The organism is Dyella sp. EPa41 (genome assembly GCF_016586165.1).
Lineage (GTDB): Bacteria > Pseudomonadota > Gammaproteobacteria > Xanthomonadales > Rhodanobacteraceae > Dyella.
Window position 1 is genome coordinate 38,863 of sequence record NZ_BCPR01000014.1, and the last position, 22,660, is coordinate 61,522.

The 22,660-nt window shown below is 66.0% G+C and carries 24 protein-coding genes; 10 read left to right on the plus strand and 14 right to left on the minus strand.

From position 1 onward, the window contains the following. Positions 1-2 precede the first annotated feature (2 nt). The 5 genes from ilvD to ilvA all read left to right on the plus strand — a co-directional run bounded on the left by ilvD (position 3) and on the right by ilvA (position 6,655). Positions 3-1,724: a dihydroxy-acid dehydratase gene (gene ilvD, locus JMF82_RS06810; RefSeq protein ID WP_201313774.1), complete on the plus strand. Its 1,722-nt coding sequence runs from the start codon at positions 3-5 to the stop codon at positions 1,722-1,724. Next, a complete protein-coding gene (gene ilvC, locus JMF82_RS06815; protein WP_201313775.1) occupies positions 1,721-2,737 on the plus strand; it encodes a ketol-acid reductoisomerase in 1,017 nt (338 codons plus the stop codon). Before ilvD ends, ilvC begins: the two co-directional genes overlap by 4 nt. A 182-nt stretch (positions 2,738-2,919) precedes the next feature. Further along, complete coding sequence (gene ilvB, locus JMF82_RS06820; RefSeq protein ID WP_201313813.1) at positions 2,920-4,773, plus strand: biosynthetic-type acetolactate synthase large subunit; 1,854 nt, start codon at positions 2,920-2,922, stop codon at positions 4,771-4,773. 74 nt (positions 4,774-4,847) lie between these two features. Continuing rightward, positions 4,848-5,093 carry an acetolactate synthase small subunit gene (ilvN, locus tag JMF82_RS06825; RefSeq protein WP_201313776.1) on the plus strand — a complete coding sequence of 82 codons (246 nt, stop codon included), beginning with the start codon at positions 4,848-4,850 and terminating at the stop codon, positions 5,091-5,093. Next, positions 5,090-6,655, plus strand: a complete 1,566-nt coding sequence (ilvA, locus tag JMF82_RS06830) for a threonine ammonia-lyase, biosynthetic (protein WP_201313777.1) — start codon at positions 5,090-5,092, stop codon at positions 6,653-6,655. The genes ilvN and ilvA overlap by 4 nt, the downstream gene beginning before the upstream one ends. A 65-nt stretch (positions 6,656-6,720) precedes the next feature. Here the strand turns inward: ilvA and JMF82_RS06835 are convergent, their stop codons facing one another. Continuing rightward, positions 6,721-7,077, minus strand: coding sequence for a hypothetical protein (locus JMF82_RS06835; protein ID WP_201313778.1), 357 nt, complete (start codon positions 7,075-7,077; stop codon positions 6,721-6,723). 125 nt (positions 7,078-7,202) lie between these two features. Here JMF82_RS06835 and ubiA point away from each other — a divergent pair, with 125 nt between their 5' ends. From ubiA to JMF82_RS06855, 4 genes are all read left to right on the plus strand, one after another. After that, entirely contained in the window at positions 7,203-8,231 is a 1,029-nt protein-coding gene (ubiA, locus tag JMF82_RS06840) for a 4-hydroxybenzoate octaprenyltransferase (protein ID WP_236585338.1), read from the plus strand. 228 nt (positions 8,232-8,459) lie between these two features. Further along, a complete protein-coding gene (locus tag JMF82_RS06845; RefSeq protein ID WP_201313779.1) occupies positions 8,460-8,888 on the plus strand; it encodes a YciI family protein in 429 nt (142 codons plus the stop codon). A gap of 16 nt (positions 8,889-8,904) precedes the next feature. Continuing rightward, positions 8,905-9,324, plus strand: coding sequence for a VOC family protein (locus JMF82_RS06850; RefSeq protein WP_201313780.1), 420 nt, complete (start codon positions 8,905-8,907; stop codon positions 9,322-9,324). Between the two features lie 55 nt (positions 9,325-9,379). Further along, on the plus strand, positions 9,380-10,654 hold the full coding sequence (locus JMF82_RS06855) for an RNA polymerase sigma factor (RefSeq protein ID WP_201313781.1): 1,275 nt from the start codon (positions 9,380-9,382) through the stop codon (positions 10,652-10,654). Here JMF82_RS06855 and JMF82_RS06860 read toward each other — a convergent pair. From JMF82_RS06860 to JMF82_RS06920, 13 genes are all read right to left on the minus strand, one after another. After that, a complete protein-coding gene (locus JMF82_RS06860; protein ID WP_201313782.1) occupies positions 10,651-11,586 on the minus strand; it encodes an AraC family transcriptional regulator in 936 nt (311 codons plus the stop codon). The genes JMF82_RS06855 and JMF82_RS06860 overlap by 4 nt on opposite strands. A 56-nt stretch (positions 11,587-11,642) precedes the next feature. Next, positions 11,643-12,077 carry a DUF302 domain-containing protein gene (locus tag JMF82_RS06865; RefSeq protein ID WP_201313783.1) on the minus strand — a complete coding sequence of 145 codons (435 nt, stop codon included), beginning with the start codon at positions 12,075-12,077 and terminating at the stop codon, positions 11,643-11,645. Continuing rightward, positions 12,074-12,421 carry a carboxymuconolactone decarboxylase family protein gene (locus tag JMF82_RS06870; protein WP_201313784.1) on the minus strand — a complete coding sequence of 116 codons (348 nt, stop codon included), beginning with the start codon at positions 12,419-12,421 and terminating at the stop codon, positions 12,074-12,076. Before JMF82_RS06870 ends, JMF82_RS06865 begins: the two co-directional genes overlap by 4 nt. A gap of 100 nt (positions 12,422-12,521) precedes the next feature. After that, the gene (locus JMF82_RS06875) at positions 12,522-12,971 is read right to left on the minus strand and encodes a hypothetical protein (protein ID WP_201313785.1); all 450 of its coding nucleotides are present in this window, start codon (positions 12,969-12,971) and stop codon (positions 12,522-12,524) included. A gap of 42 nt (positions 12,972-13,013) precedes the next feature. Then, positions 13,014-16,301 carry a PilC/PilY family type IV pilus protein gene (locus tag JMF82_RS06880; protein WP_201313786.1) on the minus strand — a complete coding sequence of 1,096 codons (3,288 nt, stop codon included), beginning with the start codon at positions 16,299-16,301 and terminating at the stop codon, positions 13,014-13,016. Between the two features lie 31 nt (positions 16,302-16,332). Further along, positions 16,333-16,884: a pilus assembly PilX N-terminal domain-containing protein gene (locus JMF82_RS06885; RefSeq protein WP_201313787.1), complete on the minus strand. Its 552-nt coding sequence runs from the start codon at positions 16,882-16,884 to the stop codon at positions 16,333-16,335. Next, complete coding sequence (locus tag JMF82_RS06890) at positions 16,884-17,939, minus strand: PilW family protein (RefSeq protein WP_201313788.1); 1,056 nt, start codon at positions 17,937-17,939, stop codon at positions 16,884-16,886. Before JMF82_RS06890 ends, JMF82_RS06885 begins: the two co-directional genes overlap by 1 nt. Further along, positions 17,936-18,493, minus strand: coding sequence for a type IV pilus modification protein PilV (gene pilV / locus JMF82_RS06895; protein WP_201313789.1), 558 nt, complete (start codon positions 18,491-18,493; stop codon positions 17,936-17,938). The genes JMF82_RS06890 and pilV overlap by 4 nt, the downstream gene beginning before the upstream one ends. Then, the gene (locus tag JMF82_RS06900; RefSeq protein WP_307837955.1) at positions 18,493-18,996 is read right to left on the minus strand and encodes a GspH/FimT family pseudopilin; all 504 of its coding nucleotides are present in this window, start codon (positions 18,994-18,996) and stop codon (positions 18,493-18,495) included. Before JMF82_RS06900 ends, pilV begins: the two co-directional genes overlap by 1 nt. Continuing rightward, positions 18,962-19,426 carry a type IV pilin protein gene (locus JMF82_RS21960; RefSeq protein ID WP_201313791.1) on the minus strand — a complete coding sequence of 155 codons (465 nt, stop codon included), beginning with the start codon at positions 19,424-19,426 and terminating at the stop codon, positions 18,962-18,964. The genes JMF82_RS06900 and JMF82_RS21960 overlap by 35 nt, the downstream gene beginning before the upstream one ends. Before the next feature lie 643 nt (positions 19,427-20,069). Beyond that, entirely contained in the window at positions 20,070-20,420 is a 351-nt protein-coding gene (locus JMF82_RS06910) for a carboxymuconolactone decarboxylase family protein (protein ID WP_201313792.1), read from the minus strand. A 93-nt stretch (positions 20,421-20,513) separates the two neighbouring features. After that, positions 20,514-21,236, minus strand: coding sequence for a ComF family protein (locus tag JMF82_RS06915; RefSeq protein WP_201313793.1), 723 nt, complete (start codon positions 21,234-21,236; stop codon positions 20,514-20,516). 16 nt (positions 21,237-21,252) lie between these two features. Beyond that, complete coding sequence (locus JMF82_RS06920; RefSeq protein WP_201313794.1) at positions 21,253-21,459, minus strand: hypothetical protein; 207 nt, start codon at positions 21,457-21,459, stop codon at positions 21,253-21,255. Positions 21,460-21,602: 143 nt separating this feature from the next. Between JMF82_RS06920 and bioB the strand changes: the two genes are divergently transcribed. Continuing rightward, a complete protein-coding gene (gene bioB, locus JMF82_RS06925; RefSeq protein ID WP_201313795.1) occupies positions 21,603-22,607 on the plus strand; it encodes a biotin synthase BioB in 1,005 nt (334 codons plus the stop codon). The last annotated feature ends 53 nt before the right edge of the window (positions 22,608-22,660 follow it).

The window sequence follows — 22,660 nt, forward strand, 5'->3', positions numbered from 1 at the left end:
CTATGCGTAGCGATCTGATCAAGACCGGCCCCGACCGCGCCCCCGCGCGCGCCATGTTGCGCGCCACCGGCCTGGACGATGCCGCCATCGCCAAGCCGCTGGTGGCCGTGGTGCACACGTGGTCCAACGTGAGCCCCTGCAACCTCAACCTGCGCGAACTCGCCGAACACGTGGCCGAAGGCATCCGTGCCGCCGGCGGCACGCCGATCGAGTTCAACACCATCGCGGTGACCGACGGCATCGCCATGGGCACGCCGGGCATGCGAGCCTCGCTGATCAGCCGCGAGGTGATCACCGACTCGATCGAGCTGGCCGTCGACGGCCACTGCCTGGACGCGATGGTGGTGCTGTGTGGTTGCGACAAGACCATCCCCGCCGCGGCAATGGCAATGGCGCGCCTCGACATTCCCAGCGTCGCGCTGTACGGCGGCACCATCGCGCACGGCACGCACGACAACCATCCCATCACCATCCAGCAGGTGTTCGAAGCGGTCGGCGCGCACGGCGCGGGCAAGATCGGCGACGCCGAGCTGACCTCGGTGGAACGCGACGCCTGCCCCGGCGCCGGCGCCTGCGGCGGCCAGTTCACCGCCAACACCATGGCCATGGTGCTGACCACGCTGGGCCTGTCACCGATGGGCTTCAACGATATTCCCGCCACGCATCCGGCCAAGGCCGCCGCCGCGCGTCGCTGCGGCGAGCTGGTGATGGATTGCCTGCGGGAGAACCGCACGCCGCGCGAATTCCTCACCGAAACGGCGTTCCGCAATGCCACCCGCATGGTCGCGGCCACCGCCGGCTCCACCAACGCCGTGCTGCACCTGCTCGCCATCGCGCGCGAAGCCGGCACGCGCTGGACGCTGGAAGATTTCGAACCGGCCTCCAGGCACACGCCGGTGATCGCCGACCTGCTGCCGGGCGGGCGCTACACCGCCGTCGAGATGTTCGGCGCCGGCGGCAGCGCGCGCGTCGCGCAGGAGCTGATCGCCGCCGGCATGCTGGACGATGCACCGACCGTCACCGGCCGCAGCCTGTTCGACGAAGCGGCCGCCGCGCCGCGCGCCGAAGCGCAGGATGTGGTGCATCCGGTCACGCAGCCGCTGAAGCCGCGCGGTGGCTATTCGATCCTCTACGGCAACCTCGCGCCGGAAGGCTGCATCCTCAAGCTGGCCGGCAAGGGCGCCAATCATTTCGAAGGCCGCGCGCGCGTTTTCGAGAGCGAGGAGCAGGCCTTCGCCGCCGTGCAGGGCGGCACCATCGAGAAGGGCGACGTGATCGTCATCCGCAACGAAGGTCCCGCCGGCGGCCCCGGCATGCGCGAAATGCTGGGCGTCACCGCGGCCTTGATCGGCCGCGGCCTGGGCGACGACGTCGCGCTGATCACCGATGGCCGCTTCTCCGGCGCCACGCACGGTTACATGGTCGGCCACATCGCACCGGAAGCCGCGCGCGGGGGCCCCATCGCGCTGCTGCGCGATGGCGACCGCATCCGCATCGACGCCGACACGCGCGAGATCAGCACCACCGCCGACCTTGCCGCGCGCCGCGCCAGCTGGCAGCCGCCCGCGCCCAAGGTCACGCGCGGCGCGCTGGCCAAGTACGTCTCGCTGGTGGGCTCGGCGTCCGAAGGCGCCACCACGCAACCCATCGCCGCACGCAGTACATCCGCCTCTTCCGTTTCCCAACAAGTCAACGAAGACACGACCGCAGGAGTCACCGCATGAGCAACAACACCAACGACACGCTGGCCAAGGCCCGCATCGCCGTCCTCGGCTACGGCAGCCAGGGCCGCGCCCACGCCCTCAACCTGCGTGACTCCGGTCTCGACGTGGTGGTTGGCCTGCGCAAGAACGGCCCCTCGTGGGAGAAGGCCCGCGCCGAAGGCTTCAGCGTCGCCGAGCCGGGCGATGCGGTGAAGGACGCCGACCTCGTCGCCGTGCTCACGCCGGACATGGTGCAGCCGAAGCTGTACACCGAAAGCATCGAGCCGAACATCAAGCCGGGTGCCGCCCTGCTGTTCGCGCATGGCTTCAACGTGCACTTCAAGCAGATCGATCCGCGCAAGGACATCGACGTGATCCTGGTCGCGCCGAAGGGCCCGGGCGCGCTGGTGCGCCGGGAGTACGAGATCGGCCGCGGCGTGCCGAGCATCTGGGCCATCCACCAGGACGTCAGCGGCCAGGCCGAGGCGAAAGCCAAGGCCTATGCCGACGGCATCGGCGGCGGTCGCGCGCTGCTGATCAAGACAGACTTCAAGGAAGAGACCGAGACGGATCTGTTCGGCGAACAGGCCGTGCTCTGCGGCGGCGCCAGCTCGCTGGTGCAGGCCGGCTTCGAGACGCTGGTGGAAGCCGGCTACCAGCCGGAGATCGCGTACTACGAAGTGCTGCACGAACTGAAGCTGATCGTGGACCTGTTCTACGAAGGCGGCATCACCCGCATGCTGGAGTTCGTCTCCGAGACCGCGCAGTACGGCGACTACGTGAGCGGCCCGCGCGTGATCGACGCCGGCACCAAGGCGCGCATGAAGGAGGTGCTGAAGGACATCCAGGACGGCACGTTCGCGAAGAACTGGATCGCCGAGTACAACGCCGGCCTGCCGAACTACAAGAAGTTCAAGCAGGCGGACCTGGAGCATCCGGTGGAACAGGTGGGCGCGAAGCTGCGTGCGCGCATGCCGTGGCTGCAGGCGAATGCGCCGAAGCCGGCCACCGAGCCGCTCAAGAAAGTGGGTTGAGGTTTGGCGTCTCCCCGCGCCCTGCGCGGGGAGATCGGAAGGGGAGCCCTCCCGCTGGCCTTCACCCCTTCCTACCCCCGCCCGCGCAAGCCACCCCTGTCGGGCTTGCGCGGGCGGGGGAGCTTCTTCACCGAAGACGATATTCCCAAGGAAACCCGACGACCGTGAACCTGCCATTGCAAATGGAGATGCCCACCCCGGCCACCGCCCATCCGCTCGCCGGCCAGACCATGAGCGGCGCGGAAGTGGTGGTACAGGTACTCGCCGACGAAGGCGTCAGCGTGCTGTTCGGCTATTCGGGTGGCGCGATCCTGCCGGTTTACGACGCGGTATTCCGTTACAACACCACGCATCTTTCGCCGCTGGGCGGCGAGCCCATGCCGCTGATCGTGCCTGCCAACGAGCAGGGTGCGGGCTTCATGGCGGCCGGTTATGCACGCGCGTCTGGCAAGGTGGGCGTGGCCATCGTCACCTCCGGCCCGGGCGCCACCAACATGGTGACGCCGGTGCGCGACGCCATGTCCGATTCCGTGCCGATGGTGGTGATCTGCGGCCAGGTGCCGACCGGTGCGCTGGGCAGCGATGCTTTCCAGGAAGCGCCCGTCAGCAACATCATGAGCCCGTGCGCGAAGCACGTGTTCCTGCTCACCGATCCCTCGCGACTGGAAGCCACGCTGCGCACCGCGTTCGAGATCGCGCGCAGCGGGCGCCCCGGCCCGGTGGTGGTGGATATTCCCAAGGACGTGCAGAACACGCCGCTGACCTTTGCGGGTGAAGGCACGCTGCCCATTCCCGGCTATCGCGCGCGCCAGCATGCGATCCACAGCGCACGCGTGGATGACGCGCAGTGCGAAGCCTTTTTCGCGGCGCTGGCGAAAGCGAAGCGCCCGCTCATCTACGCCGGGGGCGGCCTCATCGCCGGCGAGGCCTCCGCGACGCTGCGCGCCTTCGTGCAGCAGTTCGGCCTGCCCGTCACCACCACGCTGATGGCGCTGGGCGTGATGGACACCACCGATCCGCTGGCGCTGCACATGCTGGGCATGCACGGCACGGCGTATGCGAACTACGCCGTGGAAGACTGCGACTTCCTGCTCGCGCTGGGCGCGCGCTTCGACGACCGCGTCGCCAGCGTGCCGGACAAGTTTGCGCCGAACGCGCGCTTCGTCGCGCAGATCGACATCGACCCGGCCGAGATCGGCAAGGTGAAGTCGGTGGACTGGCATCACCAGGGCGACCTCGATCGCACGCTGTCGCGCCTGCAGCAGTACGGTGTGCGCCACGGCTTCCATTTCGCCAGCGATGGCCGCTACGCGGACTGGCATGCGCACGTCGCCGCGCTGAAGGCCACCCACGCACTGAATTACGACCATGAAAGCGAACTGATCCAGCCGCAGGCGGTGATCGAGGCGATCAACCGCCAGATGCAGGGTCGCGCGGTGATCAGCACCGGCGTCGGCCAGCACCAGATGTGGGCAGCGCAGTACTTCGATTTCCGCGAGCCGCGCCATTGGCTCACGTCCGGTTCGATGGGCACCATGGGCTTCGGCCTGCCCGCCGCCATCGGCGCGCAATTCGCGCGGCGCGATGCGGTGGTGATCGACATCGATGGTGACGCCAGCATCCGCATGAACCTCGGCGAGCTGGAAACCGTCACCACCTACGGCCTGCCGGTGAAGGTGGTGGTGCTCAACAACATCGGCGACGGCATGGTGAGGCAGTGGCAGAAGCTGTTCTTCCGCGGCCGCTTCGCCTCCTCCGACAAGAGCCTGCACAAGAAGGACTTCATCAAGGCCGCGCAGGCCGATGGCTTCGAATGGGCGCGCCGGCTGGAGCGCAAGGAAGACCTGGCGCAGACCATTGGCGAGTTTCTTGCCTTCGATGGCCCGGCCTTCCTCGAAGTGATGATCGATCCCGATGCGGGCGTCTATCCGATGGTGGGCCCGGGCGCGACCTATGCGCAGATGATCACCGGCGACTTCATCCCTTCGCGGGTGCCGCCGGCGGTGTCGAGGGATTCGAAGAGCGACATGTTCTAACACCCGTCGTCCCGGCGCACTCCGCAAGAGGGGGCAAGGGCCGGGATGACGGATAACCCAACGTAGGCGCGGCCATGAAACACACCTTGTCCATCCTGTTGCAAAACGAATCCGGCGCGCTGATGCGCGTCGCCGGCCTGTTTGCCGCGCGTCATTGCAACATCGATTCGCTCACCGTCGCCGCCACGCGCGACCCCGCCGTATCCCAGCTCACCCTGGTGATGGATGGCGCGGACGACACGGTGGAGCAGATCATCAAGCAGACGCGCAAGCTGGTCGACGTGATCGACGTCAGCCATCCGACCGTTGCCGCGCCGTGAATGCACTCGCCAAGCCCGTGTCGACCACCGCCCGCCTCAGCGAGCACGAACTGCTGCGGCAGACCGTGGGTGCCCGCGTCTATGACGTGGCGCGCGAGACGAGTCTCGACGAGGCGCCGCTGCTTTCGGCGCGGCTGGGCCAGCGCGTATTGCTCAAGCGCGAAGACCAGCAGCCGGTGTTCTCGTTCAAGCTGCGTGGCGCCTACAACCGCATGGCCTCATTGGAGCCGGCACAGCGCGCGCGCGGCGTGATCGCCGCCTCCGCCGGCAATCATGCGCAGGGCGTGGCGCTGGCCGCCGCGCGCCTCGGCATCCACGCCGTGATCGTGATGCCGGTGACGGCGCCGCAGGTGAAGGTGGATGCCGTGCGCCGTTTCGGCGGCACGCGGGTGGAGGTGGTGCTGGCGGGCGACTCGTACAGCGATGCGCAGGCCGCCGCCGCGCAGCTGCAGGCCGGGCACGGTTACACCTTCGTGCATCCGTTCGACGACCCCGCCGTGATCGCCGGGCAGGCCACGGTGGGCATGGAGATCCTTCGCCAGCACGCCGGCCCGCTGCATGCGGTGTTCGTTCCGGTCGGTGGCGGCGGACTGCTGGCGGGTGTTGCCGGCTACATCAAGGCGCTGCGCCCCGAGGTGAAGGTGATCGGCGTGCAGACCTGCGATTCCGATGCGATGGCGCAGTCGCTGGAACGCGGTGCGCCGGTGACGCTGCCGGAAGTCGGTCTGTTCGCCGACGGCACCGCGGTGAAGCGCGTGGGCGACCTCACCTTCGAACTGTGCCGGCAGCACGTGGACGCGATGGTCCGCGTGGATACCGACGCCATCTGTGCCGCGATCCGCGACGTGTTCCAGGAGACGCGCAGCGTGCCGGAACCGGCGGGCGCGCTCGCGTTGGCTGGCCTCAAGCACTACGTGGCCACGCATGGAGCGTCGGAACACCCGATGGTCGCCATCGTCTCCGGCGCCAATCTCAACTTCGATCGCCTGCGCTTTGTCGCGGAGCGCGCCGAGGTGGGCGAGCAGCGCGAAGCGGTGTTCGCGGTGACCATCCCGGAGGAGCGCGGCAGTTTCCGCCGCTTCTGCGCGGCGCTGGACCAGCGCAACATCACCGAGTTCAACTATCGCATCGGCAGCACCGCCGAGGCGCATATCTTCGTTGGCGTGCAGACCACGCATCGCGATGAGCGGCATACCTTGATCGATGCGTTCCGCACGCACGGCTTCGGCGTGCTCGATCTCACCGACGACGAGCTGGCCAAGCTGCACCTTCGCCACATGGTCGGCGGAAGCTCGCCGCTGGCGCGCGATGAATTGCTGTATCGCTTCGAGTTTCCCGAACGACCCGGCGCATTGACGCGTTTCCTCGGCCATATGCATCCGGACTGGAACATCAGCCTGTTCCATTACCGCAACCAGGGCGCGGACTATGGGCGCATTCTGGTCGGCATCCAGGTGCCGGAAAATGAGCGGGCGTTGTTCCAGGCGTTCCTGCAGACGCTGGGCTATCCGTTTCGCGACGAGAGTGCCAATCCGGCGTATCGGTTGTTGTTGAGGGAGTGAGGCGGGATCTGTCGCGCACGGGGTGCGCTCCCACAGGGGCGCACCCTGTGCACGACCGGGAAGCCTCAGCCCTCAACAACCTCCAGCTCGAACACGTGGTTGTCGTAATCGCTGAAATACAGCGCCGTATCTCCTCGCGCCATCTGGTAGTCCAGCGCCAGCGCGTCCATGCGACGCGCGCACGCCAGCTGCTCTTCCTTGCTCACCGCGAACGCGATGTGATCACCGTGGCGCGATGCGGGCCCCTGCCCGCGAATCAACGCGAACTCCAGCCCGGCCAGTGCAACGATCACTTCCTGGTGCGAATCGCCCGGGTCCTCCTCGCGCAGGATGCGCGCGTCCTCGAACACGCCGGTGAGGAGGTGCGCCGTCCGCGTGGGATGGGCGACGATCAGGGCGATGTGGCTCAAGGCGTTGGGCATGGCGGTGGTCCGGTCCGGAGATCCGCAGTGTAGTCAGCTTTGTGACCGTGTTGCGACGGCGCGCGCCATGCAAACCGGTGCTGCGTCACGCCACCCGGGCTGGCAGGGCACGCTACACTTCGGGGATGGCTCCGACTTCACGCAAGCGCCAGCGGCGCAACCTGCCGACCACCGGCGCTCCCCGCCCTCGCCCAGGCGCGGCACCACGCACGGCGCGCGGTACCGCGCAGCCCGCGGACAGCTCCACTCGCGCCACGCGCGTGCTGGACTGGCTGCTGCAGCAGTTGCCGGCGCCCTATCGCAGCAAGGCGCGCGACTACCTGGTGCTCACGCGCATGGATCGCCCGATCGGCGCACTGCTGCTGCTGTGGCCCACGTGGTGGGCGCTGTGGCTGGCCGCGGCGGACTTTCCGCCGGTGAAGCTGCTGGTGATCTTCACGCTGGGCGTGTTCTCCATGCGCGCGGCAGGTTGTGCCATCAACGATTTTGCCGACCGGAAGCTGGATCCGCAGGTCGCGCGCACCGCCGGTCGCCCCATCGCAGCCGGGCGCGTGACGCCGCGCGAAGCGCTGATCGTGTTCTCCAGCCTGCTGGTGTTCTCCTTCATCCTGGTGCTGTTCACCAACAAGCTCACCATCGAACTTTCGTTTGCCGGCGCGGCGCTGGCCGCCCTGTACCCGTTCACCAAGCGCTACACGCACCTGCCGCAGGTGGTGCTGGGCGCGGCGTTCGGCTGGTCGATCCCGATGGCCTTCGCCGCCGTGTCCAACACCGTGCCGGCGGTGGGCTGGCTGCTGTTCATCGCCAACATCATCTGGTCGGTGGTCTATGACACGCAGTACGCGATGGTGGATCGCGACGACGACCTCAAGGCCGGTGCCAAGTCCACGGCCATCCTGTTTGGCGATGCGGACCTGCCCATCCTGGGCATCCTGATGGCCACGTTCCTGCTGGCCATGCTGTTCGTGGGGCAGCGCGCCACGCTGGGTTGGCCGTATTGGCTGAGCCTGCTGGTCGCCGCCGGCCTGTTCGGCTGGCAGATGTGGCGTATCCAGGGCCGCGAGCGCGACGCCTGCCTGTGGGCCTTCCGCAACAACAATTGGCTCGGCATGGCGCTGTGGATCGGTATCGTGCTGGCGCTGGCGGTGCGCTGAGGCACCCTTCCGCCGCTGCAGGAGCGCACCCCGTGCACGAAAACCCTGCGCAGCAGCAGCAAGGGATGAAACCCTGCGATCACGCACCGGGTGCGCTGCTGCGGATGGCGTTGCGGCGCCTCCCTGAAACCTGGCTTCACTTCCCCTGTCGATTTCGACGGGTATCGTTCGTCGTCTGGATGAGAGCCGCGCTTCAGTGGCCCGGCTGACCAACCAGGAGCAACGACAATGCGATTCATAGCCATGGTGCGCGCCACCCGCGCGTCCGAAGCCGGCGAGATGCCGAGCGAGAAGCTGCTGACCGAGATGGGCAACTTCAACGAGGAACTGGTGAAGGCCGGCGTGATGCTGGCCGGCGAAGGACTTCACCCGAGCAGGAACGGCGCGCGCATCCGTTACGAGGGCGACAAGCGTACCGTCATCGACGGCCCGTTCACCGAAACCAAAGAGCTGATCGCCGGCTTCTGGCTGCTGGAGTGCGCCTCGCTGGAGGAAGCCGTGGAATGGCTCAAGCGCGCACCCAACCCGTTCGAGGACGGCGCGTCGGAAGTGGAGATCCGCCGGGTGTTCGAAGCCGAGGACTTCGGCGCCGAATTCACGCCCGAGCTGCGCGAACAGGAAGCGCGCCAGCGCGCGCAAATGGCCGACAAGCACTGACCACCGGGAGAGTGACATGCAGGTGCAACCCTATCTGTTCTTCGACGGCCGCTGCGAGGAAGCCCTCGCCTTCTACGGCAAGGCCGTGGGCGGACAGGTGCAGAACCTGGTCCGCTTCAAGGAAAGCCCGCAGCCCACCGAAGGTTGCGGGCCAAACGAACCCAACGGCGAGAAGGTCATGCATGCGTCGATGAAGATCGGCGAATCGCTGGTCAACTTTTCCGATGGCGAATGCGGAGGACAGCCGGATTTCCGCGGCTTCTCGCTCGTACTGAACGTGAAGGACGAGGACGAGGCCAAGCGCCGCTTCGATGCATTGCTGCAAGATGGCGGCGAGGCGACCATGCCGTTGTCGGCGACGTTCTTCGCCTCCAGCTTCGGCATGCTGCGCGACCGCTTCGGCGTGAACTGGATGGTGATGTCGCCACCGGCATAACCATGCGCAACCGCAGGGTTGCGTCGCGGGAGGCGCGGTGCTGTGATCGGTGACCATGACGGCCACCGACATCCACCGCACCATCGACGCGCTGTGGCGCATGGAATCGCCCCGGCTGATCGCCGGCCTGGCCCGCATCGTGCGCGACGTCGGCCTCGCCGAGGAGCTGGCGCAGGATGCCCTGGTGACGGCACTGGAGCAGTGGCCGGCCACGGGCGTCCCGCGCAATCCCGGCGCATGGCTGATGACCACGGCCAAGCACCGCGCGATCGACCAGATGCGCCGCCATGCCCTGCATCGCCGCAAGGAAGACGAACTCACCCGCGAAATCGAGGACCAGCTCGAACAGACCGTGGGGGACCCGGACGCCATGCTGGACGATCCGATCGGCGACGACTTGCTGGGCCTGGTATTCACGGCCTGCCATCCGGTGCTGTCCACCGAGGCGCGCGTGGCGCTGACGCTGCGCCTGCTCGGCGGGCTGACCACGCCGGAGATCGCACGCGCCTTCATGGTGCCTGAGCCGACGGTGGCCCAGCGCATCGTGCGCGCCAAGCGCACGCTCAGCGAGGCGAACGTGCCGTTCGAGGTGCCGCGCGGCGAGGCTTTGTCCGAACGACTCGCATCCGTGCTCGAAGTGGTCTACCTGATCTTCAACGAGGGCTACACCGCCACCACCGGCGACGCCTGGATGCGCCCGGACCTGTGCGGCGAGGCGCTGCGCCTGGGCCGCGTGCTGGCCGGGCTCGCTCCCGGGGAGCCGGAAGTGCACGGGCTGGTGGCGCTGATGGAAATCCAGGCCTCGCGCATGGCTGCGCGTGTGGGCCCGAACGGCGAGCCCATCCTGCTCAGCGAACAGAATCGCGGGCGCTGGGACCCACTGCTGATCCGCCGCGGCCTCACGGCGCTGCAACGCGTGGAGGCGTTGGGCGGCAGGAACGGCCCTTATGCATTGCAGGCTGCGATTGCGGCTTGCCATGCACGCGCACGCACCGTGCAGGAAACGGACTGGGCCCGCATCGCCTCGCTCTACGACACCCTCGCGCAGCGCATGCCCTCGCCGGTGGTCTCGCTCAATCGCGCCGTCGCGCACGCCATGGCTTTCGGGCCTGCCGCTGGGCTGGCGCTGGTCGATGCGCTTCGCGACGAGCCGTTGCTGCGCCACTATCACCTGCTGCCCAGCGCGCGCGGCGATTTGCTGGGCAAGCTGGGCCGCCATGACGAAGCCCGCGAAGAATTCGAGCGTGCCGCCTCGCTCACCCGCAACACGCGCGAACGCGATCTGCTGCTGCAGCGTGCCGCCGCCAGCAGGCAGGCTTCCGGACGCTAGGAGACGGACGCGTCGCGCTTCATCAAACGGCGGTAAGCGGCCGGACTCATGCCCTTGTGCCGCTCGAAGGCACGGATGAACGCCGATTCCGATTGAAAACCCACGGCTTCGCCAATGGCGCCCACGCTTTCGCCGCCGCGTTCCAGTCGCACGGCGGCGGTATCCATGCGCAGCTTGGCCAGGAGTTGCGCGGGTGGCGTACCGCTGGTGCGCTCGAACAGGCGCAGAAAACTTGCACGCGACATATGGCAGCCCGCTGCCAGCTCGTCGATCGTCAAGGGCTCGTGCTGGTGCGACAGCATCGCGATGGCCGCGGGGCGCAGACGGGGTTCGCGCAACAATCCAAGCACACCGTCAGGCGCGCCCGCCTGCTGCCACCAATGGCGAACGGCCAGCACGAACAGCATCGAGGACAGTTGGCCCACCACGCTGCGCGCGCCCGGTGCGCCGCCCTGCACTTCGCTGCGCATCAGCGCCACCAGCGGCGCCAATGCCGCCATGGGCACACCGGCCTCACCAGGCAGGTGCATCTGCCGCGGCAGCGCCGACAACAAGGTGGTGGCGCCGGCACCGAAGTCGATGCGACCACAGAGCATGTCCACCTCGGGCGACGAACTGCCGTCGGTTCGCCATTCGAGCAGGCCGTGCGGCTGTATCGTCGCGCGTGGCGCAGGCGCCCTCCCGTCATCGCCGCGCGAAGAAAGCAGATGCCGACTACCCGCGGGCAATACCGCGATGTCGCCCGCTGACAGCGCGAGCACCGGCGCATCGTCCATCTTCAGATGCACCTGCCCTTGCAGGATCACGTGGAAGCGCACCGAACCCGGCGCTTCCGCGCGATGCGGATAGGCCCAATGGCCCGACCATTGGCAATGCACGTCGAGGTTGCCGCGTGCCGGATAGGCGTCGAGCAATTCGCTGAGCGTGTCCATGGCCATCGCTTCGGTGGAAAGACGCAGCTTAGCTCAAGCGCTTTTTTCGATCGCGCCTACGCCAGGCGAGCCAGGACGCGGCGCATCACATCGGCCAGCTCGGACGCGAGCGCCGCCATCCCGGGATAGCGCAAAAGCTGCGCCTCGATGTCCATGTGCCGCACGAGCACGCGGCCATCCGGCATCTGCAGCACGGCGATCTTCAGCGGAATCTCGATCAGCGCCGCAGGATTGGCTTCCAACAGGCGTGCCGCATAGCGCGGATGAAAGAACAGCCATTGTCGCGCCTTGCCGATGGGATACCCATCACGAGCCAGCAGCATCTGCGGATCGATCTCATGGATGAGCCACAGGTCCAGCGCCTTGAAGGCATGCTTGAGGCACGCAAGCGTGGCGTCGAAATCCACCGGCGATATCGCCACCGCCTCGCCGGGCGGCGGCGATACCTCGCCATACGACACGCTTTTCAACGAGCCGCTGGCGGTGTTCATGCGGTGACGGCGTCGTGTGCCTTCACCGCGTCCAGCACGCGAGCCGAGTACACCATCGCAGCGCCAGCGTTCAACGCTACTGCCACACCGAGGGCCTCGGCGATTTCTTCGCGGCTCGCACCCTGCTTCAACGCCTCGGCACTGTGCACGGTGATACAGCCATCGCATCGCGTGGTGACCGAAACGGCCAGGGCGATCAACTCGCGCGTCTTCGCATCGAGTACGTCGGTCTTCTTGCCGGCGTTGGACAAGGTCTGGTAACCCGCGAGCGTGTCGGGGCTGAGTTTGCCCAGCTCACCGATGCGGCCAACGAGCTCTTTGCGGTATTCGGTCCAGTTCAACATGACGTGCCTCCTCAAGGGACGGGGTGCTCCGGCCGTTGCCGGAACCTGGCGCGCATGTTGCGCCGGCACGCACCCGGACTGAATGCCCGGGCGGCTCGTTCTATTGCCCGATCGTCTCAGGCGCCTCCGGCGGCCAGGCTTGCGCGAGGAAGTCGCCGCGATAGGCGGCAAGATCCGCCCGCATGCCGTACATGTGCTTCACGAACGCCTGGCGCTCATGCCACATCACTTCCATGTCCCACAGGCAGAACGAGTAGCGGCCCAGGTCTTCGACCCAGCCCAAGGCCGCCTGCGTCGCCACGGCGATGAACATTTCATTGTCGTTGCCCCACCAGCCGAGGGTGAGGTACCGGGCGCTGGCGCCGTCGTGGAAGATGGCAAACGCCGGCATGTCGCTCCACGACACCGGCCTTGCCTGTTTCATCAACTCCAGGCGCGGCAGGTAGACACTTGCGCTCACCGCCTCGTTGCCCGGCGTGATCGTGTACAGCTTCACGCCGTCCGTATCGGTGTCGATCGGCAGATGCTCGATGCGTCGAGGTCGAAACATGCCACCCCTCCCCTTGGACGTCCCTGTCCAAGGATAGGGCGATTACTTCACGCCTTCGATGAACCAGTAGGTGCGCTTGCGCTTGCCCAGCTGGGGCGGCGAGATTTTCTGGGCACCGAGAACCGAGGTGTTGTTGCCGCCGCTGGGCGACGTCTGGTTGCCGCCGCCGATCAGCACCGGCGTGATGACCGACGAGGTACCCGAGCCGATCGAAATCAGGCCAAACACGGGTGAGGGCGGGAAGCCGCCACCGGAGAACACCACGAAGCCATCGGAATTGAGGCCCACGCCCGTGAGGAAGTTGATGGCGTAGCCACGCGCAATGCCGAGGTTTGGATAGCACTTGGTGGAATCGGCGCCAATCACATCGGGGGTATTGGTGCCGAAGTAGGTGTAGCCGGCCACCGTCAGCGGTGCGTTCACTGCCTTCTCGCCGGTATGGTTCAGCGTGACATAGAAGCCCGAGGTCGTGCTGGTGAGCGAATAGGGGGTCGTCGTACCCGCCGATGCGCCCGTTTCATCGGTAAGGCTCGCCTCGGTGATCGGCGTCCAGTTGTTCGCCACCGTGTTGCCGGTGTTGGTGTCCCTGAGCATGTAGAAACGGTTCACCACGTTGTAGGCCGTGCCTGCGGTGGTCGAGGACGAATACAGCGGATGCTCGCGATCGCCGCTCGCGGCGGTCACCGCATCGAAGGTACTGGTCGGCGTCACGTCCGGCGGATAGAAGAATTTGCGCGCGTTGTTGCCGGTGCCGCCCAGGCTCGCGATCTGGCTGACCGCCCAGCCCGACGGCGTGGATGCACCGTTGGGCTCCAGGTCGACGCGCCAGATGTTGCCGCCCACGTCCGCCGCGTACAGGCGATCGACATAGCCGTCCGAATTGCGGTCGAGCAGGGTGATGTCGGCCGGAATGGAGCGCGTCAGGCCAGCCGTGGTTTTGCAGGTGGTCGATCCTGTCGGGCACGTCGGCGCGGTCATCCACACGACGCTGCCGTTGAGCGCATCCAACACCACGATCGCCCGGCCCTGGGTGTCCGAGGCGGGCGCGGGATCGCTGTCTTCGGCGGGGTCATAACCGCCGCCCATGATGATCACGGGATCGGTGCTTCCCTTGACCATGGCCACCTTGGGTTGCGACCAGGTCTGGCCCAGCTCCGGGATATCCGTGTTGGTGATCTTCCATACGAACTTGGGCTTGGTCGGGTCCGTCACGTCGAAGGCGTAGACGAAGCGGCCGCCGCGGCGCGCGGACAGGAAGATATAGACCTTGGGGTTATTGGCGACACGCAGATCCTGATAGACCGTCGCGGTACCGTCGAAGAAGTAGTCCTTGGGCGTGGCCGTGGGATCGGTGGTGCCGTAGAGCTTGATCTTCGGGTTGTTGTTGTATAGGCGCTGGAACTTGCCGAAGAACTCCGGGGCCACGAACGACCACAGCTCGCCGCCGGGCCGTACGCTGCCGATGCCTTCCGGCGCAGTGGGATCGCTGGAGGGCTTGTTGCCGTTGATGGCGTGGAACATGCCGTCATTCGACCCGTAATACACCACCACACCGGTGCTGCCGCCGTAGTTGACCACCGCCGGGCGCGAGTGCAGCACATCGCCGTGGATGGACGGGCGCACGGTCACCAGACCGCCCGGTCCCGGCTCGGTCTCGTTGCCTGCGTTGTCGGTGCCACGCACCCAATTGATCAGGTTGGCGGCGGTGGGCGTGGTGGTGCTGCTGCCCAGTGCCGTACCGCTCAACGAGGTGTTGGAGGTGGCGAACGACTCCATGGGAAAGGTGGTGACGCAGTTGCTGACCGTGCTGCAGGTGTAGACCGTGCGCTTGGATTGGTCGACCAGGTAGTCGATGCGCATCGACTCACCCACGCCGCCCTTTTCCACGACCTCGCCGTCAGGTGCATCGTAGGCACCACCCACGCCCGAAGCAGGCGCCGGCGCATTGGCGCTCGCTGGGGCACTCCAGAAGCCCGCGGCCGGCCAGTTCGGCACCGCATTGGTCGTCATGGCGTTGTTGGCGAACTGGTACGGGCCGTCGCCGGAAGCGGATGTATCCGACGTCCAGAAACTGGTCGCATTGGGCGAAACGAATCCGGTGCCCGCGCTGCTGATGGCCGGCTGGCCCGCAGCGTCCTCCATCTGGACGCTGGTATTGGTGCTGTCCACGAAACCCAGCTGGTACTGCTTGAGGTTGCCCATCCAGCGCGGCAGGCCGTTGGCGTCGGGGCGGAACATGCCGACGTAGATCTGGTTGAGGTAGCTGCCCTGGCCGTTCACGCTGACCGGCAAGCTCACCGAGGCGAACACGCTGTTGACCGCCTGCACTTCGTTGAAGATCTGCGTGAGGTCGGCCACGAGCTGGTCGAGCGCACCGGGGTTGGTAACGTCGATCACGAAGGCCTTGCCGCCACCGTTGGATGCCATGCTGCCCACGAACTGCACGTAGTCAGGATTGCTGCCATCGGACATCGCGATGGTGTAGGTGACGATGTTCTGCTTGTTGACGTTGGTGCCGTTGGACAGGTCGGTCTGGTACATGTACCGGGTCCACTCGTCGGCCCAGTTGCCCTGATCGGCGTTGCCCTTGTTGGCATTCTTGTACGGCGGGGGAATGGTGATGGTGGTCAGCTGCGCGCTGGTGGCGCCCGCATTCTGGAGCGCCGTGTACGAAGGCGGCGTGCCGTTCGGCGTCTTGGGATCGTTGTTGTTGACGGCGTTCGCGATATAGATCACGAAGCTCTTTTGGCACGGCTGCAACGGCGACGTGTAATTGGTGCCGGACAGGCCCTTCTTGCCGGCGAAGTATGCCCAGACCTCCTGCATCTCCTCGTCGACCTTGTTGCTGTTCGACTTGTTGGCGACGCTCAGGTTGTTCTGGATGGCGCTCTGGAATCCGGCGACGCCGGCACTGTCCATCAGCGGAAGCGCGCCCGGCGGTGACGGCGGGGTGTTCGCCGGGTAGTAGAACTGGCCGCCATTCAACGGGCTCAGGGCGAACATCATGAGGCCCATGTTGATCTTGCCCGCGAGCAGCGGGTTCGTGCCCAGGCCAGTCACCGCCTTGTACAGGCCGCAGCGGATGAAGTCGGCGTCTTTGGTGCCCGTGATCCAGCTGGGGCAGTTGGCAGCGGCCGGGATCGACACGGTGGCGTCCCACGCCGCGGCATTGTCGATGGCCAGCAGCACATTGGGCTTGCCGCCGTTTGCGGGCGCACCGGTGTACAGGTCGATGTCGTCACCCAGCGCCAGCCCTGGCAGCGTGAGCATTAGCGTGCTGCAGGCCAGCGCGGAGAGCAGGCGGCTCAGCGGTGAACGCTTAAGGGTCATGGCGGCGTGTCCGTGGATGCGTAATGAAATGTCAGGGGCAACTGGCGCCGTTGAGCGCGCGCACTGCCACACCCTGGTGTACGGTGACCGAAGCAGCGGTGTTGTTGGGATCGGTAACGCTGGATTTCACATCCCACTGCGTTGCCTGGCAGGGCGGCGCGGGTACCGCGCCGGCGTTCGGCAGCAGGATGCCGGTGTTCTGGCCCGAGCCACTGAACATGCAGCCGACATCGTTGGGATTGGTGGGATCGAGGTCCTGGTTCAGTACCGGCTTGGTACCGGTGCAGACCGGCGGATCCACTTGTGCGGTGAAGTCGTTGGTGCCGTCCCCGTTCACGTCCACGGGCCAGGAGGTGACCGCGGTGATGGGCACCGAGGTGAACGGCTGGCTGAGCACCTGTTCGATGCCTTGCTGGGCGACGGTCTTGGCTTCCAGGCGGAACTGCTGGTTGCTGGCGACCTTGGTGTTCACCAGGCTGGAACCCACCATGGAGATCGCGAAGATGAGAAAGATGGCCAGGAACACCAAGGTCGTGACCAGCGTGAAGCCGCGCTGACGCTGCATGAATCGAAGGCTGCTCATCACTGGATCTCCCGCTGGCCGCCGGTGTTCCACAAGCGCGCCGTGCTGTTGTAGACGTGGCGTTTGTAGCTGTCGTTGTAAGGGCCACTCGCAGCGGCGCGGCCAAGGTCATAAGTGCGCTTGTCGGTCCAACCCACGCTGTTGGCCAGGTTGCGCGACAGCACGCTTACCCTTACCGCGGTGACATTGGCCCAGTTGGCCGCCGACGATGCCCAGCTGTAGGCGCCGCCATTGGGACATTGGTTGGTACCGCCGGCGGAGTTGTCGACCGAGGGATCGTCGACATAACAGTCCGGGCCACCGTTCTTGTCGGTATCCACGCCGTAGCTGTAGTGCACGTCCTGGATGCCGGTGACCAGAGACGTCACGGCGGTCGTGCCACCATTGAATTCGGCCACCTTGAGCGTCGGTATGCCGTCGTTCTTGGTGCAGTCGTCGCATGATGCGAGGTAATAGATACGCTTGACGTACTTGCGGATCTCCGTGTACGTGCCGCTGCACGTGCGCGTCTGCAGGGTGAAGCTCGTGTCCGCGTTGTCGTACACCAGCGGCACCGCATCGAGGCGGCAGCGCGACAGCTGGATGAAGTAGTCGTTGCCGGACACGGCGCTTGCCGAGATGCTCGACGCATAGCGCACGGTGAGCACTTCGGAATTGGCCACGATATTGGGAAGACAGGCCGGCGCCGCCGCCGTCGTGGGCAGGCCCGCCACGCCCACCGGCACCGTCAGGCCAGCCGTGGTGTCAAAGCCCATGGAGGCCTTGGCGGTAGCGCACGGATCGGGAACGATGTAGTTGAGCGAACTGCCCAGGTTCGCCTGTCCCCAGAAGCCGGCCATCTCGACATCGCGCACGATGGAATCGAGCGCATAGCGACCGTTCTCGACCTGTTCCGACGTCTTGTTGAATTCAGCACGCGCCTTGCTGCTCGACACATAGAGCGAACCCAGCGCCGCAAGCAGTACCAGGCCAATGGCCATGCCGACCATCAGTTCGATGAGCGAGAGGCCCGCCTGGCGGCGCCGTGAAACGACAGAGCACTGAAGGGCGGTCATGTGGAAAGATTCGCTATCTGGATCTCGACGCTGACGGCGCGCCGAAAAGTGTCGGTACCGAACTGATCCTTCCCGCACGACAGGCCCGAGGGCGCCGCGGTCGCCACCAGCCCTTGCCATGCGACAGTGACGCGATAGACCTGCACGATCGTGCCGACGCGCTCCACACAGCCCACCGCGCCGATCATTGCGCCAACCTTGGAGCCGCTGCTGACTTCGGCGGCGCCACGCAAGCTGTTCTGCCAGGCGGTGAGATCGTTGTTTGCCGTAGCCGATTGCGCCGTCGTGCCTGATGCACATACCGGCAAGGCGGTGGCCACGTTGCCCGCGGTGAGGCCGGTCGTGCCATTGGAATAGCAGTCGGCCACCTGCCGGTTGGCGTTGATTCGCGAGACCATGTCCTGCACCAGCGTGAGCGCCTGCACGCGCTGGTAGGACTCCATCTCGGTGCGCGTGGACTTGGCCATCATGGTGACCGTGCCCAACAGCGCAATGGCCGCGATGAAGATGGATACGAGCACCTCGATCAACAGCATGCCGCGTTGACGGTTCATTAGCACGGCCCTCCAGCGGTCGTAACCCGCCCGCTTGTACCGACCGCGACGCAGAGCGGCTGTTGTTTCGTATTGGCTTCGGTCGGCTTCACCTGGAACGAATCCGCGCTGGTCACCATTCGCCCATCGCCACCGAACGAGAGCGTCGCACTGCCGTTTTTTGCCGCGATATCGAGGTTTGTATAAGCGTCGTAGCTACGCAGGCTTTTGCCCCCGCTCAGCACTCGCCAACCGTTGCCCCACCCGCCTGTATTGGCTGTTATGTCGATCTGCGCGTTGCGCTTGATGGCCTCGCTTCGCGCATAGATCACCGAGGACGACATGTCCATCGCGGCATTCTTCACGCGCTGCGATTGGACGAAGGTTCCCAGGTAAGGCACGGCGATCAAGGTGAGCACCACGAAGATCGTGATGGTCATCACCAGTTCCACGAGGGTGAATCCATGCTGCCGGCGTCTATTCATGGCGTCATTTCCAGCAGCCCGTCGGCTGCTTGTTGCCATCGGCGCCGAGGGTAAGCTTGCCGCAACTGTCGTTGGCTTGCGGACTCCCCGTCTTGGGCGTCGCCGTGATCGAGTAGGTCGGGGGCAGGCCGGAGCTAGTCGCCACCGCGAGGTCGTAATTGGAGGAGACGCCCGTGGGCTGCGCGCTCGGGCCATAGCCCAGTGTCCCGACATCTGCCGCGTATCCGCGGTTATCGACCATATAGCGCTCCTGCGCGCTGGCGATTTCCAGCATCAGGCTCTCGGCGGCCTCGCGATTGCCATGCATGACGTAGCGGCGATAACTGGGGACGGCGATGGCTGCCAGGATCGCCACGATCGCGACCACGATCAGCAGTTCGATCAGCGTGAAGCCGGAAGCACCGGCATCACGCAGCGCGCGCGACCGATGCGTTGGCGAAACCGAACGGCGCCAATGACCCCTGCCCATGATGCTCCCCCGCTATCAGGCAACGTTTCGAAATGGGATGAGTGACGTCGCGTTGAATAACGCGATGAATCGGAATCCCCTGAATTAAGCGTAAGGCGATTAATGCAAGCCTGTCAATTTGTGAAACGGGTCACATTTGAATACAAACAAGAACTTACCGTTATTTTCAGCGCTTTAGTTATCCGCTCTTAATTCCGATCTATTCCGTTAGTCGTACCGGGCGGGCTCCTGCCAAAACCGGATGTCGTGGGGAACGGATTTTCCCGGCTCGAAGCCTTCGCCGGTGAGGACGACCAGTGCACTGGCAGGCCGTCCTCACCCCGGGGTGCTAAGGCACTGACCACGATGGAATTAAAGCGATTTTCGTGCCATGGCCAGCCGCGCCCGGCCACTATGGATGAATGGTTTTCGACAGCGCGGCATTTGCACGGCATGGAGGGAGAAAGGCGGTCGCGCCGCGGCAATCATCGCCTGGGCGGTGATTTTCTTTTGGCTGCCTTTCAATAACCTTAGTAAATGCTTATGCAAATCTGACGCCATTCTGACGTTGATAAGCGAGGTAAATAACGAGATTTACCCTACGGCGGCACTCCGGGACGCCGAACGGACCCAAAGCGTCACCCGCCTTTTCGGTATATGCGGCCTATGACGATGACTTGCCCTCGTAGGCGGCGACGGCGTCGATCACGCGTGCCGAGTACACGAGCGCCGCCCCAGCATTGAGGGCCACCGCCACGCCCAGCGCTTCGGCGATTTCCTCGTGGCTCGCGCCCTGTTTGAGCGCCTCGGCCGTATGCACCGTGATGCAGCCGTCGCAGCGCGTGGTGACCGCCACCGCCAGTGCGATGAGTTCGCGGGTCTTGGCGTCGAGCTTGCCGGCCTTCTTCGCGGCGTTGGACAAGGTCTGGTAGCCGGCGACGGTATCGGGACTGAGCTTGCCGATGTCGCCGATACGGGACACGAGTTCCTTGCGATATTCGGGCCAGTTGAGCATGGACGTTGCCTCGGCGAAGGGAGGGGTCCGCGACGATGCGGAACAGCCATGCTGCGCCCGCTCGCGTGTGGCCCCGGTGATGCCCGCGGCGACTCAGCGCTGGCCGACCGGTGCGCGGGCCAGCGCCCATACGTCGATGCGTTTGGCGCCCGCCCGCCGCAACACGCGGCAGCACTCGGCCAGCGTGGCGCCGGTGGTCATCACGTCATCGAGCAAGACCACGTGTTCGGGCCAGACCACGCCGGCTTTCGCCGCGAATGCCCGGCGTACGTTGCGGCGACGCGCCAGGGCGCCAAGCTCGGTCTGTGCCGCGGTGCCGCGCTCTCGCAACAGCCAGGTGGCCTGCACGGGCACCTGCATCGCGCGCGCCAGCGGTCGCGCGAGCTCAAGTGCCTGATTGTGGCCGCGGGCCCTCAACCGTTGGCGGTGCAGGGGTACCGGCACGATCAGTTCCGGCGGCACGGCCCATGGCATTTCGCGCAACCATAGCGTCGAAAGCACCCGGCCCGCGGCGAGATCCGCGCCGAATTTGAAGCGCGTTTCCAGCCGGTCCAGCGGCCACGCATAGCGGAACGGTACCCAGGCCGCATCCCAGGGCGGCGGTCGGCGCTGGCATTGGCCGCACAGGGCCGCGGACTCGGCCAGCGGCAGCGCGCAACGGGCGCAGCAGCGGCGATTGCGCGGCAACTCGGCGGCGCAGTCCGCGCACAGGTCGATGCCGGCGTCCCCGACGCCACCACAGAGCAGGCAGTGATAGGGAAGAACGAAACGTTGCAGCGAATCCCTCGCCGCGTGCCACCACGAAAGCGCATCCATGCGCCGGCTCCTCGCCTCAGGTCTTGGGTTTGAACATCGCCGCGTCGAGGATGGACCAGAGATGGATGATCCAGCCCAGCCACACGATCCACAGGATGGCGGCCAGCACGAACATCACCAGCGCGATCCAAAACCGCCCCTGCACCAGCTGGCCCAGGCCAGGAATGAAGAAACTGCAGATGGCGGCGAGCACATTGCCCGCACTGCCTTGTCCGGCGCTCATGCCTTGAAGCTCCCGTGGAGTGGAACCTCGATGGTAGCGCAGCCATACGCGCACGCATCGTCAACTTCATTGCGGCTTCAAAAGTTGACAGAGACGGGAGCGCTGCCAAACTGTCGTCCATTCCCCATCCCAGAGCTGTCGCCATGGCCCACCCGATCCGCCACGACTGGACCCGCGCCGACGTCGCCGCGCTGTTCGCGCTGCCGTTCAACGAGCTGCTGCACAAGGCGCATGCCGTGCACCGCGAGCACCACGACCCGAACGCCGTGCAGGTGTCGACCCTGCTGTCGATCAAGACCGGTGGCTGCCCGGAAGACTGCGCCTATTGCCCGCAGGCCGCCCGCTACGACACCGGCGTGCAGGCGCAGAAGCTGATGAGCGTGGAGGCCGTGGTGGCGCGGGCGCGCGCGGCCAAGGATGCGGGCGCCTCGCGCTTCTGCATGGGCGCCGCCTGGCGCAGCCCGAAAGATCGCGACGTGGCCAAGGTGGCCGAGATCGTGAGCGCGGTGAAGGGCCTGGGGCTCGAAACCTGCGCCACGCTGGGCATGCTCGACGGCGATCAGGCCGCCACGCTCAAGCAGGCCGGCCTGGACTATTACAACCACAATCTCGACACCGCGCCCGAGTTCTACGGCGAGATCATCCACACGCGCCAATACCAGGATCGCCTGGACACGCTGGAACACGTGCGCGAAGCGGGCCTGAAAACCTGCTGCGGCGGCATCGTGGGCATGGGCGAGACGCGCGACCAGCGCGCCGGCCTGCTGCAGACGCTGGCCAACCTGCCCGAGCACCCGGAATCGGTGCCGATCAACCAGCTGGTGCAGGTGGAAGGCACGCCACTCAACGGCGTGCAGGCGCTGGACCCCTTCGAATTCGTGCGCACCATCGCCGTGGCGCGCCTCCTGATGCCGGCCTCGATGGTCCGCCTTTCCGCCGGTCGCCAGCAGATGGACGACGCGGTGCAGGCGCTGTGTTTCTTTGCAGGCGCCAACTCGATCTTCTACGGCGAAAAGCTGCTGACCACCGGCAACCCCGACGTGGAACACGATCGCCAGCTGTTCAAGCGGCTCGACCTGCATCCGCTGGAAGTGGTGGAACAGAGCGGCACGGTGCATGCGGACATCCTGCAGCACTGCGCCGCCTGACGCTGCCGTAGCCCTTGTGGGAGCGCACCCTGTGCGCGACTTGCGGCGATGGC

What these genes read in the sequence shown, in the direction of transcription:
- ilvD (WP_201313774.1), top strand. Translation starts at nt 3, where the DNA reads ATGCGTAGCGATCTGATCAAGACCGGCCCCGACCGCGCCCCCGCGCGC.
- ilvC (WP_201313775.1), top strand. Translation starts at nt 1,721, where the DNA reads ATGAGCAACAACACCAACGACACGCTGGCCAAGGCCCGCATCGCCGTC.
- ilvB (WP_201313813.1), top strand. Translation starts at nt 2,920, where the DNA reads ATGGAGATGCCCACCCCGGCCACCGCCCATCCGCTCGCCGGCCAGACC.
- ilvN (WP_201313776.1), top strand. Translation starts at nt 4,848, where the DNA reads ATGAAACACACCTTGTCCATCCTGTTGCAAAACGAATCCGGCGCGCTG.
- JMF82_RS06835 (WP_201313778.1), bottom strand. Translation starts at nt 7,077, where the DNA reads ATGCCCAACGCCTTGAGCCACATCGCCCTGATCGTCGCCCATCCCACG.
- ubiA (WP_236585338.1), top strand. Translation starts at nt 7,203, where the DNA reads ATGGCTCCGACTTCACGCAAGCGCCAGCGGCGCAACCTGCCGACCACC.
- JMF82_RS06845 (WP_201313779.1), top strand. Translation starts at nt 8,460, where the DNA reads ATGCGATTCATAGCCATGGTGCGCGCCACCCGCGCGTCCGAAGCCGGC.
- JMF82_RS06850 (WP_201313780.1), top strand. Translation starts at nt 8,905, where the DNA reads ATGCAGGTGCAACCCTATCTGTTCTTCGACGGCCGCTGCGAGGAAGCC.
- JMF82_RS06855 (WP_201313781.1), top strand. Translation starts at nt 9,380, where the DNA reads ATGACGGCCACCGACATCCACCGCACCATCGACGCGCTGTGGCGCATG.
- JMF82_RS06860 (WP_201313782.1), bottom strand. Translation starts at nt 11,586, where the DNA reads ATGGACACGCTCAGCGAATTGCTCGACGCCTATCCGGCACGCGGCAAC.
- JMF82_RS06865 (WP_201313783.1), bottom strand. Translation starts at nt 12,077, where the DNA reads ATGAACACCGCCAGCGGCTCGTTGAAAAGCGTGTCGTATGGCGAGGTA.
- JMF82_RS06870 (WP_201313784.1), bottom strand. Translation starts at nt 12,421, where the DNA reads ATGTTGAACTGGACCGAATACCGCAAAGAGCTCGTTGGCCGCATCGGT.
- JMF82_RS06875 (WP_201313785.1), bottom strand. Translation starts at nt 12,971, where the DNA reads ATGTTTCGACCTCGACGCATCGAGCATCTGCCGATCGACACCGATACG.
- JMF82_RS06880 (WP_201313786.1), bottom strand. Translation starts at nt 16,301, where the DNA reads ATGACCCTTAAGCGTTCACCGCTGAGCCGCCTGCTCTCCGCGCTGGCC.
- JMF82_RS06885 (WP_201313787.1), bottom strand. Translation starts at nt 16,884, where the DNA reads ATGAGCAGCCTTCGATTCATGCAGCGTCAGCGCGGCTTCACGCTGGTC.
- JMF82_RS06890 (WP_201313788.1), bottom strand. Translation starts at nt 17,939, where the DNA reads ATGACCGCCCTTCAGTGCTCTGTCGTTTCACGGCGCCGCCAGGCGGGC.
- pilV (WP_201313789.1), bottom strand. Translation starts at nt 18,493, where the DNA reads ATGAACCGTCAACGCGGCATGCTGTTGATCGAGGTGCTCGTATCCATC.
- JMF82_RS06900 (WP_307837955.1), bottom strand. Translation starts at nt 18,996, where the DNA reads ATGGCAACAAGCAGCCGACGGGCTGCTGGAAATGACGCCATGAATAGA.
- JMF82_RS21960 (WP_201313791.1), bottom strand. Translation starts at nt 19,426, where the DNA reads ATGGGCAGGGGTCATTGGCGCCGTTCGGTTTCGCCAACGCATCGGTCG.
- JMF82_RS06910 (WP_201313792.1), bottom strand. Translation starts at nt 20,420, where the DNA reads ATGCTCAACTGGCCCGAATATCGCAAGGAACTCGTGTCCCGTATCGGC.
- JMF82_RS06915 (WP_201313793.1), bottom strand. Translation starts at nt 21,236, where the DNA reads ATGGATGCGCTTTCGTGGTGGCACGCGGCGAGGGATTCGCTGCAACGT.
- JMF82_RS06920 (WP_201313794.1), bottom strand. Translation starts at nt 21,459, where the DNA reads ATGAGCGCCGGACAAGGCAGTGCGGGCAATGTGCTCGCCGCCATCTGC.
- bioB (WP_201313795.1), top strand. Translation starts at nt 21,603, where the DNA reads ATGGCCCACCCGATCCGCCACGACTGGACCCGCGCCGACGTCGCCGCG.